Annotated in this window: 16 protein-coding genes; 7 read left to right on the top strand and 9 right to left on the bottom strand. The window is 68.6% G+C overall.

Translation table 11 applies throughout. The features are described 5' to 3' along the window. Positions 1 to 64 precede the first annotated feature (64 nt). Positions 65 to 664 (top strand): TetR/AcrR family transcriptional regulator, encoded by a 600-nt coding sequence (locus tag ACTJI8_RS12600; protein ID WP_440733781.1) that lies wholly within the window; start codon positions 65 to 67, stop codon positions 662 to 664. A gap of 30 nt (positions 665 to 694) precedes the next feature. On the opposite strand, the gene ACTJI8_RS12595 is transcribed toward ACTJI8_RS12600, so the two are convergent. Further along, a complete protein-coding gene (locus ACTJI8_RS12595; protein WP_440733780.1) occupies positions 695 to 1,195 on the bottom strand; it encodes a hypothetical protein in 501 nt (166 codons plus the stop codon). A 452-nt stretch (positions 1,196 to 1,647) separates the two neighbouring features. Here ACTJI8_RS12595 and ACTJI8_RS12590 point away from each other — a divergent pair, with 452 nt between their 5' ends. The 3 genes from ACTJI8_RS12590 (at position 1,648) to ACTJI8_RS12580 (ending at position 4,220) form a co-directional block, all read left to right on the top strand. Beyond that, the gene (locus tag ACTJI8_RS12590; RefSeq protein ID WP_440733779.1) at positions 1,648 to 2,277 is read left to right on the top strand and encodes a DNA-directed RNA polymerase subunit beta; all 630 of its coding nucleotides are present in this window, start codon (positions 1,648 to 1,650) and stop codon (positions 2,275 to 2,277) included. Between the two features lie 270 nt (positions 2,278 to 2,547). Next, complete coding sequence (locus ACTJI8_RS12585; protein ID WP_440733778.1) at positions 2,548 to 3,438, top strand: aminodeoxychorismate lyase; 891 nt, start codon at positions 2,548 to 2,550, stop codon at positions 3,436 to 3,438. Positions 3,439 to 3,488: 50 nt separating this feature from the next. Further along, a complete protein-coding gene (locus ACTJI8_RS12580; protein WP_440733777.1) occupies positions 3,489 to 4,220 on the top strand; it encodes a flavodoxin family protein in 732 nt (243 codons plus the stop codon). A 49-nt stretch (positions 4,221 to 4,269) separates the two neighbouring features. Here the strand turns inward: ACTJI8_RS12580 and ACTJI8_RS12575 are convergent, their stop codons facing one another. From ACTJI8_RS12575 to ACTJI8_RS12540, 8 genes are all read right to left on the bottom strand, one after another. Beyond that, on the bottom strand, positions 4,270 to 5,373 hold the full coding sequence (locus tag ACTJI8_RS12575; protein ID WP_440734090.1) for a phosphate ABC transporter substrate-binding protein PstS: 1,104 nt from the start codon (positions 5,371 to 5,373) through the stop codon (positions 4,270 to 4,272). Between the two features lie 101 nt (positions 5,374 to 5,474). Next, positions 5,475 to 6,254: a phosphate ABC transporter ATP-binding protein PstB gene (gene pstB / locus ACTJI8_RS12570; RefSeq protein ID WP_440733776.1), complete on the bottom strand. Its 780-nt coding sequence runs from the start codon at positions 6,252 to 6,254 to the stop codon at positions 5,475 to 5,477. An 18-nt stretch (positions 6,255 to 6,272) separates the two neighbouring features. Continuing rightward, a complete protein-coding gene (gene pstA, locus ACTJI8_RS12565; protein WP_440733775.1) occupies positions 6,273 to 7,367 on the bottom strand; it encodes a phosphate ABC transporter permease PstA in 1,095 nt (364 codons plus the stop codon). Then, positions 7,364 to 8,377: a phosphate ABC transporter permease subunit PstC gene (pstC, locus tag ACTJI8_RS12560; RefSeq protein WP_440733774.1), complete on the bottom strand. Its 1,014-nt coding sequence runs from the start codon at positions 8,375 to 8,377 to the stop codon at positions 7,364 to 7,366. The genes pstA and pstC overlap by 4 nt, the downstream gene beginning before the upstream one ends. Before the next feature lie 165 nt (positions 8,378 to 8,542). Beyond that, positions 8,543 to 9,670, bottom strand: coding sequence for a phosphate ABC transporter substrate-binding protein PstS (locus ACTJI8_RS12555; protein ID WP_440733773.1), 1,128 nt, complete (start codon positions 9,668 to 9,670; stop codon positions 8,543 to 8,545). 121 nt (positions 9,671 to 9,791) lie between these two features. Beyond that, positions 9,792 to 10,799, bottom strand: a complete 1,008-nt coding sequence (locus ACTJI8_RS12550; RefSeq protein ID WP_440733772.1) for an NUDIX hydrolase — start codon at positions 10,797 to 10,799, stop codon at positions 9,792 to 9,794. Next, positions 10,796 to 12,961 carry an RNA degradosome polyphosphate kinase gene (locus tag ACTJI8_RS12545; RefSeq protein WP_440733771.1) on the bottom strand — a complete coding sequence of 722 codons (2,166 nt, stop codon included), beginning with the start codon at positions 12,959 to 12,961 and terminating at the stop codon, positions 10,796 to 10,798. The genes ACTJI8_RS12550 and ACTJI8_RS12545 overlap by 4 nt, the downstream gene beginning before the upstream one ends. A 102-nt stretch (positions 12,962 to 13,063) precedes the next feature. Then, on the bottom strand, positions 13,064 to 13,756 hold the full coding sequence (locus tag ACTJI8_RS12540; protein WP_440733770.1) for a winged helix-turn-helix transcriptional regulator: 693 nt from the start codon (positions 13,754 to 13,756) through the stop codon (positions 13,064 to 13,066). A 68-nt stretch (positions 13,757 to 13,824) separates the two neighbouring features. Between ACTJI8_RS12540 and ACTJI8_RS12535 the strand changes: the two genes are divergently transcribed. From ACTJI8_RS12535 to ygfZ, 3 genes are all read left to right on the top strand, one after another. Continuing rightward, positions 13,825 to 14,115 carry a hypothetical protein gene (locus tag ACTJI8_RS12535; protein ID WP_440733769.1) on the top strand — a complete coding sequence of 97 codons (291 nt, stop codon included), beginning with the start codon at positions 13,825 to 13,827 and terminating at the stop codon, positions 14,113 to 14,115. Positions 14,116 to 14,331: 216 nt separating this feature from the next. Beyond that, positions 14,332 to 14,955, top strand: a complete 624-nt coding sequence (locus ACTJI8_RS12530) for an FABP family protein (RefSeq protein ID WP_440733768.1) — start codon at positions 14,332 to 14,334, stop codon at positions 14,953 to 14,955. Positions 14,956 to 14,957: 2 nt separating this feature from the next. Beyond that, a complete protein-coding gene (ygfZ, locus tag ACTJI8_RS12525) occupies positions 14,958 to 16,091 on the top strand; it encodes a CAF17-like 4Fe-4S cluster assembly/insertion protein YgfZ (RefSeq protein ID WP_440733767.1) in 1,134 nt (377 codons plus the stop codon). The last annotated feature ends 9 nt before the right edge of the window (positions 16,092 to 16,100 follow it).

The raw sequence follows: 16,100 nt of genomic DNA, 5'->3' as shown, positions 1-16,100 counted from the left end.
TCAAATGTCAAGAAACTCTTCGAATCGGATCCGGATCCGCCCGCGGGACTGCGATACTGGCTGCATGGCACGCCCCAGCACCCAGGAGCAGCGCCGCCGCGAGGTGGTCGATGCGGCGCTCGACGCCGCCGCCGAGCACGGGCTGCGCAATCTCTCGCTGACGGATGTCGCGAACCAGGCCGGGGTCACCCGGGGCGCGTTGCTGTACTACTACGAGGACCTGGACGCGATCCTCGTCGAGGCGCACGCCGCGGGCATGCGCCGGGTCGGCGAGGAGCGCGAGGCGCTCGTGGCACAGGCGGAGCGTCCGGCCGAGCAGCTCGCGATCGCCGTCCGCGCCGGTCTGCCGAGCGGCCCGGATGATGCGCTCATGCGGCTGCTCTACGAGTTCGACGTGCTCGCGGGCAAGTCGCCGTTGCACGACGAGCTGGTGCAGCGGCTCTACGGCGAGCAGCTCGCCCTGTACCGCCGCATCCTGGAAGCGGGGGTGACAGCGGGCGACTTCGACCTGACCGGGCCCGTCGAGGACATCGCGATGAACTTCGTCGCCCTCGAGGACGCCTACGGCCTGCACATCGTGGCCGGCGGCAGCATCTCCGTCGCGGATGCCGAGCGCGCCATCGCCCTGTTCGCGCGTCAGGCGGGCGCGCCGCTCGCGGAATGACTGGTCGCTCCGGCAGAGCGGACCTGAAGGTCAGGAGCCGGCGGCTGCTCGCGCGATCGCCTCACTGCGCCAATCCGATTCCATTCGTTCATACGTGGCGATCGCGTGACAGTTGCGGCAGCGAACGTCACATTTCGCGATCTCCGCGACGAGCACTGCAGCGCTGAACCCGTTTCTCACCAATTGCATGACTGCGTCCCGTTTGTCGCTGCCGGGGCGATGATCGAAATCCAGAATCCTCAGATCCCTCGCGCCGCAGTCGACACAGGGATGTGCTATGAGATAGTCCGCGATGAACGCACGGTTCTCGGCGCGTTGAGCCAGAGTGCGCGCCCGGATCGTAGCGATGTGCTGGTCGCGATTTTCTCGATAGTACCGGCGAGAGGACTCACGATTGCAGTCGCGGCAGACCTCTTGACGTCCATCGGCACGGGAGGCTTTTCGGTTGAAGTCCGTGAGCGCCTTGATCGTTCCGCATGTGCCGCAGCGCTTGCTGAACTCTGCGGCGGGACGTGCAGACTCCGAGTCCATCGATATCTCCTCGCGTGATGAGTTGCACGATACGCTCGGTCACGGACAACTCAGACGTGCGAAAGGCCCGGTCGCGATGACCGGGCCTTTCGTACGGTGGGCCCCGTGGGGCTCGAACCCACGACCCGCGGATTAACCTGCCACTTCGGCTTTCGCCGCCGCCCTCAGGGCGTTCGTGGTCTGGACTGTCCCTTCACCCTGGCTTGCGCTGTAGGTGCCACCCGTCCAGTCTCTACACCTTCCGGACTCGCGTCCGGCTTGGCTCGGGATTGCCAACTGGTCTCCCAGGAAGGGTTCCCCGACTTTGAGTGGTGTCATCCCCGGAGTTTCCTCCGAGGCGCTCCTATTGTGTTGAAGTCCGATGCTCTGCCAACTGAGCTAGAGGCCCGTACTCCCGAGTCTATCGGTCGCAACTGGGTGCCCGAGCCGGACACCGCGCGTAGCCTGGGTCGGTGCCCGCACCCTTCCACCGCCCCGTCCGCGTCTCGCCGGAGACGCTCGACAACCTGCTCGGACCGCACGACCCGGCCGAGCAGACGCGCATGGCGCATGCCACGGCGTCGGCCCTGCTGGCGCGGGTGCGCGCGGACGACAGCGGTGTGAGTGCCGAGCGACTCGTGGCGTACGCGACCGAGCACGGCATCGACGAGATCGCCGAGCTCTGGGCGAAGAGCCCTGCGGTGTCTCTGCCGGGAACCCTGTGGCGGCTGTATCTGGTGCAGGCGTCGATCTACGCCGATCCGGCGCTTGCCGCGCTCCTGCACGAACGCGGACGCATCGAGCTGCCCTCCGTCGACGCCCTGGTCGCGGGCGCGCCGGTGCCGGCCGGTCCCGAAGAACTCGTCGCGCTCATCGACACCATCCTGCACGGCGCCTTCTCCGGCGACTTCGCGATCGCGCTCGAGCGCGCCGCGGCTTTCTGCCGCGTGCAGGCTTCCGGTTCGACGCACATCGCCGACGACTACGACCCGACCGAGCCCGACAGGGCGAGCGACCTCACCGCCCGCGCCGCACGCCTCAGCGCTTTCGCGCAGGACCTGACCGCCTCCGCGGCCGCCTGGCGCGACGGATCGCTGAACTGAGCGGATCCTCGAAGCCCTCCCGAACGGGACCGGATCCGGAGACGAAGAAGCCGGGCCGCAAGAACGCCTCTCGGCGGAAGGCCGCTCGCAGCGGCGAAAAATGGAGCCCGGGGTTATGCGGCCCGGCCGATCAAGTGTAACGCGTCGCACCCGGAGGTATTCCCGGCGGCCGAGACCCCGGGCGCGTCGCATCCTGCGTCCGTCGAATCGCGTCATCCGGGGCCTGGGGCGTCACGGCTCAGGACACGACGCACGGCCTAAGCTCGTCCTATGGCCGCTGCCCGTTTCGCTCTGCTGATCACCCCCGCCGAGTCCACCGAAGAGGAGCGGGCCGATTTCAGCGACAGCTTCCGGCGGATCGACCCGGGCGCGCCCGCGCTCAGCGTGGGCGAGCTGAGCACGCAGCGCGGCGACGGCATCTTCGAGTCGATCGGCGTCGTCGACGGGCACGCGCAGGAGGTCGAGGCGCATGTCCAGAGGCTGGCGCATTCGGCCGCGCTGTGCGACCTGCCCGAACCTCACCGCGAGCAGTGGCGTCAGGCGGTCGCGATCGCAGCCGCCGAGTGCGGCCCAGGGGAGTGGGTGATCAAGCTCATCCTGAGCCGGGGCGTCGACCACGGGCCCGCGCCCACGGCATGGGTCACCGCCGCCCCCGCGGGCGACTTCGCAGCGGCACGCACGGAGGGCATCCGCGTCGTCACCCTCGACCGCGGTTATGACAGCGCCGCCGCCGAACGCTCTCCGTGGCTGCTGCTGGGCGCGAAGACGCTCTCGTACGCGGTGAACATGGCGGCCCTGCGCGAGGCGCACCATCGCGGCGCCGACGACGCGATCTTCGTCACCACCGACGGCGTCGTGCTGGAGGCGCCCACGGCGTCGCTCATCCTGCGCTTCGGCGACCGCTTCGTGACGCCTGCGCCGCACGGCGGCATCCTGCAGGGCACCACGCAGATCAGCCTGTTCGCGCATCTCGAGCAGCAGGGCTTCGCCACGGAGTACGCCACGGTGCCGACGGCCGACCTCGCCACCGCGGAGCAGGCCTGGCTCGTCTCCAGCGTGCGCCTCGCCGCCCCGATCACCGCGATCGACGACAGCCCGCTCGCGATCGATCGCGCGCTCACCGCGGGCTTGAACGCGTATCTGCTTTCCGCGCGGGACTGACGTTCCCCGCAGCACTGTTCCGCGGCGAGCGATGGTCGTAGTCTGCCCACATGGCAGAGCAGCCGGCCGCCCCCGCGGCCTACGACGACCTTCGTGCGGTGTTCGTGAACTGCACGTTGAAGCGCAGCCCGGAACTCAGCCACACCCAGGGGCTGATGGATCGCAGCATCGCACTGATGCGGTCGCAGGGCGTGACCGTCGACGACATCCGCTTCATCGACCACGACGTCGCGACCGGGGTCTACCCTGACATGCGCGAGCACGGGTGGGCGAGCGACGCGTGGCCGGATGAGATCTGGCCGCTGATCGATGCCGCCGACATCCTGGTGGTGGGCGGGCCGCTGTGGCTCGGTGACAACGCCTCGATCACCCGCAAGCTCATCGAACGCCTCTACGCGATGAGCGGCCTTTTCAACGACAAGGGCCAGTACGTCTACTACGGCAAGACGGGCGGCGCGATCATCACCGGCAACGAGGACGGCGTCAAGCACGCCGCGATGTCGATCCTGTACAGCCTGCAGCACATCGGATTTACCATCCCGCCTGCCGCGGATGCGGGCTGGATCGGTGCCATCGGGCCGGGACCGAGCTATCTGGATCCCGGATCCGGCGGACCGGAGAGCGACTTCACCAACCGGAACACGACGTTCATGACCTGGAATCTCCTGCACACGGCCCGCCGCCTCAAGGATGCCGGCGGCATCCCCGCATACGGGAACCTGCGGCAGGCGTGGAACAACGGGGAGCGCTGGGGCTACGACGCCAATCCCGAGTACCGCTGAAACCACACGAGCGGATGTCAGCCGTCGGCCCCGCGCATCCGCGGCAGCGCTAGCCGATCAGGTCGATCGCGAACTGGGCCTTGGTGCGCAGCTCGTCGGAGATCGGCGCACTGCCCGTGGCAGCGGCAGCCGCCTTCTGCCCTTCATTCGAGACGGCGATCGAGAAGAAGGCCTTCACGAGCGCGGCGGTTGCGGGCTTCTCATATCGCGTGCAGCCGATGAGATAACCGATCAGCAGCACCGGATACGCACCCTCTGCGGTGGTTCCGCGATCGATCCTGGTCGCCAGATCGCCGGGGGCGCGGCCCTGTTCGATCCTTGCCGCATCCAGTGCGGCGCTCGCGCCCTGGGCAGAAGGCTTCACCCAGTCATCGCCGACTCTGATCATGACGGAGGACAGCCCTTCGGCCGCTGACGCGTCGACGTAACCGATCCTGCCTTCGCCGCCTCGCACGGCGAGGGCGATGCCGGATGACTTCTCGGCGGGCTCGCCGCGGAGGCCCGCCGGCCAGCTGTCGACGCTGCCGGCGGTCCAGACGTCGGGTGCGGTCTGATCCAGGTAGTCGGTGAAGTTGGCGGTGGTGCCTGACGCATCGGAGCGGTGCACGGGCGTGATCGGTGTCGCGGGCAGCTTCGCCTTCGGGTTGGTCGCGACGATCGCGGGGTCGTCCCATCTCGTGATGGCGCCCGTGAAGATGCCCGCGATGGTCGTCGGATCGAGCTTCAGGGAGTCGACCCCGCGGAGGGTGAAGACGATCGCGATCGGGGAGACGTACGCGGGGATCTCGACCGTCTCGGAGCCCTTGGCGCATGCCGCGAAGCCACCGGCCGTGACCTCCTCGGGTGTGAACGGCACGTCCGAGCCGGCGAAGGACGCCCGGCCCTCACGGAACGCCTGACGACCGGATCCGGAGTCTCGGGCGTCGAAGGTCGCGTGAGCATCGGGGTGGGCAGCGGTGAGGCGTGCGGACCAGGACTCGATGGCGCCCTGCTGCGCCGAAGACCCCGCGCCCAGAAGGGCGCCCGTGACGGGCGCCGACGGCGGACTCGACGGCGTGCTGATGCCCGGAGCGCCGGAGCCCGGCCCCGCGCAGCCGGCGAGTGCGAGGGCCGCGGCGGCAGTCAGCGCTGCGAGGCTCGCGAAGCGGCGCATCGTCACGGTGGATCCCCCTCGGTCGTCGGCCAGGATAACCCGGCGGGCGGGAGCCGAGCCAACGCGCCGATATCGAGGATGCCGGACGGATCAGCCCGGGATCATCCGAAGCGGCCGGAGACGTAGTCCTCGGTGGCCTGCTCCTTCGGCGAGGTGAAGATGGTCGCCGTGTCGGAGAACTCGATGAGCTTGCCCGGCTTGCCGGTGCCCGCGATGTTGAAGAAGGCCGTCTTGTCGCTCACGCGCGAGGCCTGCTGCATGTTGTGGGTGACGATCACGATCGTGAACTCGTTCTTGAGCTCGGTGATGAGCTCTTCGATCGCGAAGGTGGAGATGGGGTCGAGCGCCGAGCAGGGCTCGTCCATCAGCACCACCTGCGGGGAGACGGCGATGGTGCGCGCGATGCACAGGCGCTGCTGCTGGCCGCCGGACAGCCCTGCGCCCGGCTTGTCGAGCCGATCCTTCACCTCGTTCCACAGGTTGGCACCGCGCAGGGACTTCTCCACGAGGTCATTCGCATCCGATGCCGAGATCCGCTTGTTGTTCAGGCGGACGCCTGCGAGCACGTTCTCCTTGATCGACATCGTGGGGAACGGGTTGGGCCGCTGGAACACCATGCCCACCTGGCGGCGCACCAGCACCGGGTCGACGCCCGGAGCGTACAGGTTCTCGCCGTCGATGTAGACGCTGCCCTGGACGGTCGCGCCGGGGATCACCTCGTGCATCCGGTTGAGGGTCCGCAGGAACGTCGACTTCCCGCAGCCCGACGGGCCGATGAAGGCGGTCACGGTGCGGGGCTCGATGTTCATGGACACATCCTCGACGGCGAGGAAGTCGCTGTAGAAGACGTTCAGATCGTTGACTTCGATGCTCTTGGACACGGTGCGTGCCTTCCTGAGTTAGCGGCTCTTCGGCGCGAATGCCTTCGCGACGATCCGAGCGATGAGATTGAAGATGACGACGACGATGACCAGCAGCAGGGCGGCGCCCCACGCCTGCGCCTGCGAGGCCTCGATGTCCTTGCCCGGGAAGCTGTAGGCCGTGTAGGCCATCACCGGGAGGGTCTGCATCGGCCCGTTGAACGGGTTCGCGTTGAAGTTGTCGGTGAAGCTCGCGGCGATGAAGATCGGCGCGGTCTCGCCGATCACGCGGGCCACGGCCAGCACGACGCCGGTCACGATGCCGCTCGCGGCCGTGCGCAGCACCACCTTGATGATGGTCGTCGCGCGCGGCACGCCCAGGGCCAGGGAGGCCTCTCGCAACTCGTTCGGGACGAGCCGGATCATCTCCTCGGTGGAGCGGATCACGATCGGGATCATCAGCACGCACAGCGCGATCGAGGCGGAGAAGCCGCTGAACGCCTTCGGCCCGACGATGAGGGCCATCAGCGAGAACGCGAACAGACCGGCGACGATCGAGGGGATGCCCGTCATCACGTCGACCAGGAACGTGACCGTGCGACGCATCGGATTGTTGGGCTGCGCATACTCGGTGAGGTACACCGCGGCAAGGATCCCGATCGGCACCGAGATCAGCGCGGCGATCCCGGTGATGATGAGGGTGCCGACCACGGCCTGCAGGGCGCCGGGGGTGTTCGTCACGGCGAGGGTGTTCGGGTCGAAGATGGTGCCGCCGACTTTGGTGACGAAGTCCCAGTTCACCACCTTGAGTCCCTGCGCCACCACGGTCCAGAGCGTGGAGATCAGCGGCGCCACGGCGAGGACGAAGGCGCACACCACGAGCCCGCGCACGACGCGGTCGACGGCCTTGCGACGACCCTCGACGATGCTGGATCCGACGCTGATCGCGATGAGGTACAACACGGCGGTGAGGACGAGCCACACGGCAGGGTTGAACAGCTGGGTCACCAGGAGCACGGCCGCCACGACGACGGCCGTGCCGATCGCGAGCACGGGTTCGATCCAGCGGGGCAGCTGACCGCTGGTGAGGCTCAGCGGCTGCGCCGTCGCGGGGGCGGAACTGACGGCGGTCATACGCGCTTTCCAATCTTCGGCGAGGTGCGCGCCTTGCGCTCGGAACGGCCGAGGATGCCACGCGCGACCATGTTGACGGCGAGCGACACCACGAAGAGCATCAGGCCCGTGCCGATGAGCGCGGAGCGCTGCACGTCGGTCGCGATCGGGAAGTTCAGGGCGATGTTTCCCGCGATCGTCTGCGAGTTGTATCCGTCGGTGAGCAGCTTGACCGAGAACAGCAGCGACGGCGAGATGATCAGCGCGATCGCCATCGTCTCACCGAGCGCCCGTCCGAGTCCGAGCAGGATCGCGGAGACCATGCCGCTGCGCGCATAGGGGAAGACGGCCAGCTTGATCATCTCCCAGCGCGTCGCGCCGAGCGCGAGGGCGGCCTCCTCGTTCAGCCGCGGCGTCTGCAGGAAGATCTCGCGCGTCAGCGCCGTGATGATCGGCAGGATCATCACGGCGAGGACCACGCCACCGGTGAGGATGGTCGAGCCGGTGCTCGACACAGGACCCTCGAAGAGCGGGATCCAGCCGAAGTAGTGGTTGAGGAAGTCCGCGAGCGGCAGCAGGAACGGGCGCATTACGATGACACCCCATAGGCCGAACACGATGGACGGAACGGCAGCGAGCAGGTCGACCACGTAGGCGAGGGCGCTGGCGAGCCGCCGCGGTGCGTAGTGCGAGATGAACAGGGCGATGCCGATCGCGACGGGAGCGCCGAGGATGAGTGCGATCAGTCCCGACCAGATGCTGCCCCAGAGCATCGGGGCGACGTAGTTCCAGAAGCTGCCCCAGTGCTTGTTCTGATAGCCGGCGAGGTCGCCATTGGTCTCCCAGTTCGCCGTGATGGCGGGGAGGCCCTTGAGGATCAGGAAGATCGCGACCCCGGCGAGGATCACCATGATCGAGGCGGCGGCGGTCGTCGACAGCCCCAGGAAGAATCGGTCGCCCGCCCGACGCTTGCCGACCAGTCCTACGGCGGCGACGGAGGTCGCGTCCTCACGCTGCGCGACGTCAGTCACGATGCCACTCTTGATCTCGCATGTGTCGCGTCTTTCTTTGTGCTCCGGCCAGTGGCAGGAGAGGGGATCGGGCCAGCACGGGAACTCGGCAGGGCCTCCGAGCGAGTCGGCTGCCCAGCCCAGCCCGGGTCGGCTCCGAAGAGCCGACCCGGACCGGCCTGAAGGTCACTTGATGGTCGCGAGCGACTCCTGAGCCGCCTTGAGGACGGAGTCCGGGAGCGGTGCCGCACCCGCGTTCTTCGCGGCGACCTGCTGGCCGAGCGTGCTGCTGACGAAGCCGATGTAGCTCTTCACGAGCGCGGCCTGCGCCGGCGTCTTGAAGGTCGTGCACGCGATGGCGTAGGAGACCAGCGGGATCGGGTAGGTCTCCGCGGTCAGCTTCGAGTAGTCGAACTTCTTCGAAAGGTCGCCCTTGACGCCGTTGGAGGCATCGACCGCGGCGACCTCGAAGGTCTTCGAGACGGCCTCGGCGCTGAACGGAACAGCCTTGCCGTCCTGCAGGATCGAGACGCTGGGGAGCTTGCCGATCGCGGAGTGGTCCGCGTAGCCGATCGTGCCGGTGCCGGCCTCGACGGCCTGCACGACGCCCGAGCCGCCCTTCTGCTTGGAGACGTCGCCCTCGACCGGCCAGTCCTTGCCCGCGGGGAAGGTCCAGACGCTCTTCTGCGTGGCAGCGAGGTAGTTGGTGAAGTTCGCCGTCGTGCCGGAGCCGTCCGAGCGCGCCACCGTGGTGATCTTGCCGGCGGGGAGCGCCTTGCCGTTGTCCTTGGTGATGGCCGCGTCGGACCAGTCGGTGATCTGCAGGGCGAAGATCTTGGCGATGGTCTCGCCGCTGAGCTTGAGGTCGGTCACACCCGGGATGTTGAACGCGATGGCGACGCCGTCGAGGTAGACGGGGATGTTGATGCCGCCCTCGGTGCACAGCGCCTGCGACTGCGTGGTCTGGTCCGCGTTCAGCGGGGAGTCGGATCCGGCGAAGTCGTAGGCGCCGCTGAGGAAGTTGGTGACGCCACCGCCCGAGCCCTGCGACTTGTCGTAGTTGATGGTGACGCCCTTGACCTGGGCGTTGTAGGCGGCGGTCCATGCGGCCTGCGCGTTCGCCTGAGCGCTGGAGCCACCCGCGGTGAGGGTACCGGTCAGCGAGGCGTCGATCTTCGAGGTGATCGCGCTCGAGGTCGGCGCTGCAGAGGGGGAGTCGCTGCTCGTGCTGCTGGGCGTTGCGGAACAACCCGCCAGTGCGATCGCGGCGAGCGCGCCGGCCGCGCCGATCGTGGTGATGCGGTTGAGCTTCACGGTGTAAGTCCTTCGCTGTGTCGAGTGTGCCCGGTGCAGGGCCACGCCAGACGATAGGCGGCGTCTGTTACGCGATCAAAGATCGAAGGTAAACGGGGGGTGAACGGCGGTCGGCGCCCGTTCAGATCTTCGGCAGGTGCGTCTCGATCGAGATGATGCCGGATCCGGGGTTGGTGGCGCTCAGATGCACGACGCTGAACGCGCCGACTTCGAGTGCCGAGGCGCTGCCGAGGTAGGAGCCGTGCATGGTGCCCGTGGCCAGCGCGATCTCCCGGAGGATGTCGGGCAGCACGGGGCCGTGGCTGCAGAGCACGGTGGGCTTGCCGGCGCGGACGCGCTTGCCCACCACCGTGCGCGGGTCCGATTCGCCCTCGTCCCAGGCGTCCTGGCTGAGCAGCGGCGTCTTGGTGACCTTGAGCTCGAGCGACTTCGCCAGAGGCTTGACGGTCTCGACGCAGCGCCGCGCGTCGCTGGACACGATCTTCTGCACGCCGAACGCGCGCAGCGGGCCCACGATCGCCTTCGATTGCGCATGGCCTCGCGGAGTCAGCGGCCGGGAGGCGTCGGATCCCAGCCACACGCTGCGGCTCGCCGCTTTCGCGTGCCGGAGCACGATGAGCGGGAAGGTGCGGAGAGCGCCGTCGTCGACGAGCTTGGCGAACGCGTCGAGGATCTCGACGTCGACGGGGTAGCTGAGCCGGGCGCGCGCTTTCTTGACGCTCACCCACTCGAGGGCGGCGATCTCGCGGTTCGGCACGAACACCGATGCCCGGACGGCCTCTTCCGTCGCCTCCGCGGCCCAGTAGTGCACGACCTTCTGCTTGCGGTTGGCCATCGTGTACCGGGACACGCCCACCGGAGCCCCCAGGGCGACCCGGATCCCGGTCTCCTCGAAGATCTCGCGCACAGCTGTCTCCGCGAGCATCTCGCCCGGATCCACCTTGCCCTTGGGCAGCGTCACATCGCGGTACTTGGTGCGGTGGATCAGCAGGATCCGCAGCTTGTCCTCCACGACGCGCCACACCAGGCCGCCGGCCGCGTACACGGCACGATCGGGGCGCTCGGCGACGATCGTGATGCCGGTGGTGTCCGCGGTCGCGGTCGAGGGGCCGGTGGGGCTGGGGGTCATCGCACCGCCCGTGCTCTACGACGCTTCTGGATCTGCGACATGGTCCTATCCTGCAGGTCGATGAGCGGTGCGCCAACCTCGGAGAAGGCGCGCCGGGTCCATTCGCCTTCGGCGCCCAGGTGCCACGACGACGTCTCGGGCGAGAGCGCGAGGTCGAAGAACCCGACCAGTTCCTCGATGTGCGCGGGGTCGGTGACCCGCACCAGCGCCTCCACCCGGCGGTCGAGGTTGCGGTGCATCATGTCGGCGCTGCCGATGAAGACCTGCGGATCGCCGTCGTTGTGGAACGCGAAGATGCGCGAGTGCTCGAGGTAGCGCCCGAGGATCGAGCGGACCGTGATGTTGTCGGTGACGCCGGGCAGATCCGTGCGCAGGCTGCAGATGCCGCGCACCCACACATCGACCGGCACGCCCGCGGCGCTCGCCCGGTACAGGGCGTCGATGATCTGCTCGTCCACCATCGAGTTCACCTTGATCCGGATGTGCGCCGGCTTTCCGGCGAGAGCGTTCTCGCGCTCCTTCTCGATGTGCCTGAGCAGCCCCTTCCGCAGGTGCAGCGGGGCGACCAGGAGTCGCTTGAACTTCTTCTCGATGGCATAGCCGCTGAGCTCGTTGAACAGGCGGGTGAGGTCCTTGCCGACCTGGGGGTCTGCGGTGAACAGACCGAAGTCCTCGTAGATGCGGCTGGTCTTCGGGTTGTAGTTGCCCGTGCCGATGTGGCTGTAGCTGCGCAGCACGCCGTCCTCCTCGCGGATGACGTTGACGAGCTTGCAGTGCGTCTTCAGCCCCACCAGACCGTACACGACGTGCACTCCAGCCTTCTCGAGCTTGCGCGCCCAGACGATGTTGTTCGCCTCGTCGAAGCGCGCCTTCACCTCGACGAGCGCGAGCACCTGCTTGCCGGACTCGGCGGCGTCGATGAGCGCCTGCACGATCGGGCTGTCGCCCGAAGTGCGGTACAGCGTCTGCTTGATGGCGAGCACGTGCGGATCGCGGGCGGCCTGCTCGAGGAACGCCACGACGCTCGTCGTGAAGGACTCGTAGGGGTGGTGCACGAGCACATCGGCCTTGCGGATCGCCTTGAAGATGTCGATGCGCTCGTTCGCGCCCGGCTTGAACGCCAGCGCGGTCGTGGGAACGTGCGGCGTGTATCGCAGGTCGGGGCGGTCGATCCGGCCGAGCCCGAACAGACCGCGCAGGTCGAGCGGCCCGGGGAGGCGATAGACCCCCTGGTCGGTGATGTCGAGCTCGCTCAGCAGCAGGTCGAGCGTCACATCGTCCATGTCGTCGGTGATCTCGAGGCGGATCGGCGGACCGAAGCGCCGGCGCAGCAGCTCGGCCTCGAGGGCCTGGATGAGGTTCTCCGACTCGTCCTCCTCGATCTCCACGTCCTCATTGCGGGTGAGCCGGAACGCGTGGTGGTCGAGCACCTCCATCCCGGGGAAGAGATCGTCGAGGTGGTTGGCGATGAGCTCCTCGAGCCGGATGAAGCGCATCGGGCCGTTCTCGGAGGGAACCTCGACGAAGCGCGGCAGCATGGGCGGCACCTTCAGGCGCGCGAACTCCTGCCGGCCGGTGCGAGCGTTGCGGATCCGGATCGCGAGATTGAGTGAGAGGCCCGAGATGTACGGGAACGGGTGTGCGGGGTCCACCGCGAGCGGCATCAACACGGGGAAGACGTTGGCCTGGAAGTAGTCCGTCAGCTCGGCCTTGGCCTCGCCGTCGAGGTCGTCCCAGTCCACGATGGTGATGCCCTCGGCGGCCAGTGCGGGGCGGACCAGCCCGGTCCACGCGACGGCATGGCGCAGCTGCAGCTTGTGCGCTTCGGCCGAGATGTCGGCCAGCACGTCGGCGGGGGCGCGGCCGACGTTGGTGGGCACGGCGAGGCCCGTGACGATGCGGCGCTTGAGGCCGGCGACGCGCACCATGAAGAACTCGTCCAGGTTGCTCGCGAAGATCGCGAGGAAGTTGGCTCGCTCGAGCACAGGCAGGGTCTCGTCCTCGGCGAGCTCGAGCACGCGCTGGTTGAATGCGAGCCAGCTCAGCTCGCGGTCGAGGTACCGGTCCTCCGGGAGGAGTGAGTCGTCCGGCGCGACGAGTTCGTCGAAGTCGTCATCCTCGGCGTCGCCGAGTCCGGAGTCTGCCAGTGCGGGATCGATCATGCGCCCCATCATTGCAGGAGGACGTTGCCTGCAGGTGAACAGGATCGGGATCCGATTCGTCATCCGCTCCCGCGGGCGGATCCGGCCTGGGCGGGGACCTGCTCAGCGGGTGCCGGGGGAGACGGGGCGGGTCTCGTCCTCATCGACGTTGAAGCGATAGCCGACGTTGCGCACGGTGCCGATGATGTGCTCCTGGTCGCCGAGCTTGGCGCGCAGTCGCCGCACGTGCACGTCGACCGTGCGGGTGCCGCCGAAGTAGTCGTAGCCCCATACCTCGCTGAGCAGCTGCTCGCGCGTGAACACCCGCGAGGGGTGCGTGGCGAGGAAGTGCAGCAGCTGGAACTCCTTGTATGTGAGATCCAGCGGGGTGCCGCGGAGCTTGGCGGAATAGGACTGCTCATCGATCGTCAGGCCCGAGGTCTGCACCTTGACGGGCTCCGTCGCCGGTGCCTCCCGGGACAGGGCGAGACGGATGCGGGCGTCGATCTCGGCCGGGCCCGCGCCGGTGAGCAGTACGTCGTCGATGCGCCATTCGCCGTTCACGGCGGTCATCCCGCCCTCCGTCACCACGAGCAGCAGCGGCCCGCGCAGGCCCGTGGTGCGGATCAGCGTGCACAGGGATTTCGCGGCGACCAGGTCGGTGCGCGCGTCCACGATCACGGCGTCGGCATCGGGCGCGGTCACCAGCTCCGCGGGCTGCGCCGGGATCACCCGGACACGATGGCCGAGCAGCTCGAGGGCGGGCAGAACCGGCCCCGCAGCGGGAGACGATGTCAGCACCAGCAGTTGCGCCACGCAGATCCTTTCCTGGTGACACCTTACTCAGGACTGCGAGCATCGCCGGGATAGGTGACAATGGGCCCATGGCCGATCCCGTCCTCGCTCCGCGCAGCCCCTTCGTCGGGCTCGTCGTCACCTGGGCCGCGGCCGCCGTGGGCGCGATCCTGATCGGGCTGCTCGCGCCCGATGCTCTGCTGATGACCTGGTACGTGATCGGGTTCGGCGTCTGCGTGCTGCTGTCGTTCGCCGTGCAGCTGTTCCGCGGTGAGACGCGGGGATTCATCCTTCGCGTCTCGGCCGGGAGTCTCGGTGCGCTGCTCGTGATGGGGATCGTGTCGGCGGGCTTCGGCATCGCCGCTCTGTTCGGCAGCTGACAGCGTGCCGTGTCGGCGCCGCCCGGCGCTGCGGGGGCCGCGGACGGCATAGAGTAGAGACATGGACATCGTCGCGCTCGAACTCTTCTTCGTCGGCCTCCTGGTCCTCGCGGGTCTCGCGATCGCCTTCTGCGCAGGGGCCGTCCTGGTCAACCTGTTCCGCGGCCAGCGCTGATCAGCGCCCGCCCCGCGACATCTCCTGAGAGAAGGCTGCTCGTGCTCGATCTCCCCTCCGACCTGCCCGCCGACATCGTGCCGCTCTCGTGGCTGCTCGGAGTATGGGAAGGCACCGGCGTCATCGACTACGAAGTCCCCGGACCTGACGGCGACGACGACGCACACCGCTACCGCGGCGAGTTCGCACATCGCGTGAGCTTCAGCCACGACGGCGGACCATTCCTGAACTACGCGGCTACCGCGACCTTCACGCCGGAGGACGGCGAACCGGTGGCGCTCGTGGCCGAGTCGGGATACTGGCGCCTGACGCGGCCGGCCGACGCGCACGACCCGGGTCCTGCGCTGCTGCCGCCCCGCGAGGTGCGCACCGCGCAGCGCACGGTGGATGACGTCGAGGCGCTGCGCCTGCCGGAGGGCGGCTTCGCGATCGAGGCGTCCATCGTGCACTCGGACGGCATGCTCGAGCTGTACCTCGGCCGCATCGACGGTCCCCGCATCGACATCGCCACCGACGCGATCGTGCGCGCCGAAGGCGCGAAGGAGTACGGCGCCGCCTCGCGCATGTACGGCCTGGTCGACGGTCACCTGCTGTGGGCGTGGGACATCGCCGCGCTCGGCGCCGGGCTGCGCTCGCACGCATCCGCCCGTCTTGCGAAGGTCTGATCGTGGCAGGCTTCCCCTCTCTGCCCGGCGTGATCGCGGACGGCGATATCGCGCAGCACTTCGGAGATCCGATCCGCGAGCAGCGCGCGCTGGAGCGCGGTGACGCGCTCGCACCGCTCGGCGATCGGACTGTCATCGAGCTGACCGGATCCGAACGGCTCACCTGGCTCGACTCGATCACTTCGCAGTCGGTCGCGCGTCTTCGGGCGGGGGAGAGCACCGAGCTGCTCGTGCTGGATCCGCAGGGACGTGTCGAGCATGTGGCCGCGGTCTTCGATGACGGCTCCGCGACGTGGCTCATCGCCGATGCCGCCGACGCCGACGCTCTCGCCACCTGGCTGCAGCGCATGGTGTTCCGCGCCGACGTGAAGGTCGCCGTGCGTCCGGATCTGCTCGTCGTCGGGTTCTTCGCCGGCTCCGGGGCCCAGCAGCGCGCCGAGCGCGTTGCGATCGCCCCGCACGGTGCCGCCGTGGTCTGGACCGATCCGTGGCCGACGGTGCAGCCCGGCGGACACCAGTACCACGTCGGCGAGCACCCCGGCTCCGGCTATCTCTGGCGCACTGCGGTGATCGATGAGTCCGGTGCCGGCGCGCTCGCCGCGGACGCGGAGGTCGTCTGGGCCGGTGCGCTCGCCGCGGAGGCCCTGCGCATCGCCGCCTGGCGTCCCCGCTGGGCCGCCGAGGTCGACGAGCGCTCCCTCCCGCACGAGACCGACTGGATCCGCAGCGCCGTGCATCTGAACAAGGGCTGCTACCGGGGTCAGGAGACCGTGGCGAAGGTGCACAACCTCGGTCACCCGCCGCGGAGGATCGCGGCCCTGCACCTGGACGGCAGCGAAAGCCTTCTGCCCGCCGCGGGTGCTCCCGTCCTGGCACGCGGTGCCGACGGCTCCGGCGAGGATGAGGTCGGGCACATCACCTCTGCTGCGCGGCACCACGAACTCGGGCCGATCGCCCTGGCGATCCTCTCGCGCCGCGCACCGGTGGGCGATCTCGTGGTCCGCACGCCGGACGGTGACATCGCTGCCGCGCAGGAGATCATCGTCCCCGCCGATGCCGGTGCGACGGCCGACGTACCCCGGCTGACGCGGCTGTCGCGCCGCCCGTCCGCGCCGGATCCGCGCGACGCGCCCTGATCCGGTGCC

The sequence above is a fragment of the Microbacterium sp. 22303 genome (genome assembly GCF_052045265.1).
Taxonomy (GTDB): Bacteria; Actinomycetota; Actinomycetes; order Actinomycetales; family Microbacteriaceae; genus Microbacterium.
This window is presented reverse-complemented; position numbering and strand designations above follow the sequence as displayed.

What these genes read in the sequence shown, in the direction of transcription:
- ACTJI8_RS12595 (WP_440733780.1), bottom strand. Translation starts at nt 1,195, where the DNA reads ATGGACTCGGAGTCTGCACGTCCCGCCGCAGAGTTCAGCAAGCGCTGC.
- ACTJI8_RS12600 (WP_440733781.1), top strand. Translation starts at nt 65, where the DNA reads ATGGCACGCCCCAGCACCCAGGAGCAGCGCCGCCGCGAGGTGGTCGAT.
- ACTJI8_RS12550 (WP_440733772.1), bottom strand. Translation starts at nt 10,799, where the DNA reads ATGACCCCCAGCCCCACCGGCCCCTCGACCGCGACCGCGGACACCACC.
- pstA (WP_440733775.1), bottom strand. Translation starts at nt 7,367, where the DNA reads ATGACCGCCGTCAGTTCCGCCCCCGCGACGGCGCAGCCGCTGAGCCTC.
- ACTJI8_RS12585 (WP_440733778.1), top strand. Translation starts at nt 2,548, where the DNA reads ATGGCCGCTGCCCGTTTCGCTCTGCTGATCACCCCCGCCGAGTCCACC.
- ACTJI8_RS12535 (WP_440733769.1), top strand. Translation starts at nt 13,825, where the DNA reads ATGGCCGATCCCGTCCTCGCTCCGCGCAGCCCCTTCGTCGGGCTCGTC.
- ACTJI8_RS12575 (WP_440734090.1), bottom strand. Translation starts at nt 5,373, where the DNA reads ATGCGCCGCTTCGCGAGCCTCGCAGCGCTGACTGCCGCCGCGGCCCTC.
- ACTJI8_RS12545 (WP_440733771.1), bottom strand. Translation starts at nt 12,961, where the DNA reads ATGATCGATCCCGCACTGGCAGACTCCGGACTCGGCGACGCCGAGGAT.
- ACTJI8_RS12580 (WP_440733777.1), top strand. Translation starts at nt 3,489, where the DNA reads ATGGCAGAGCAGCCGGCCGCCCCCGCGGCCTACGACGACCTTCGTGCG.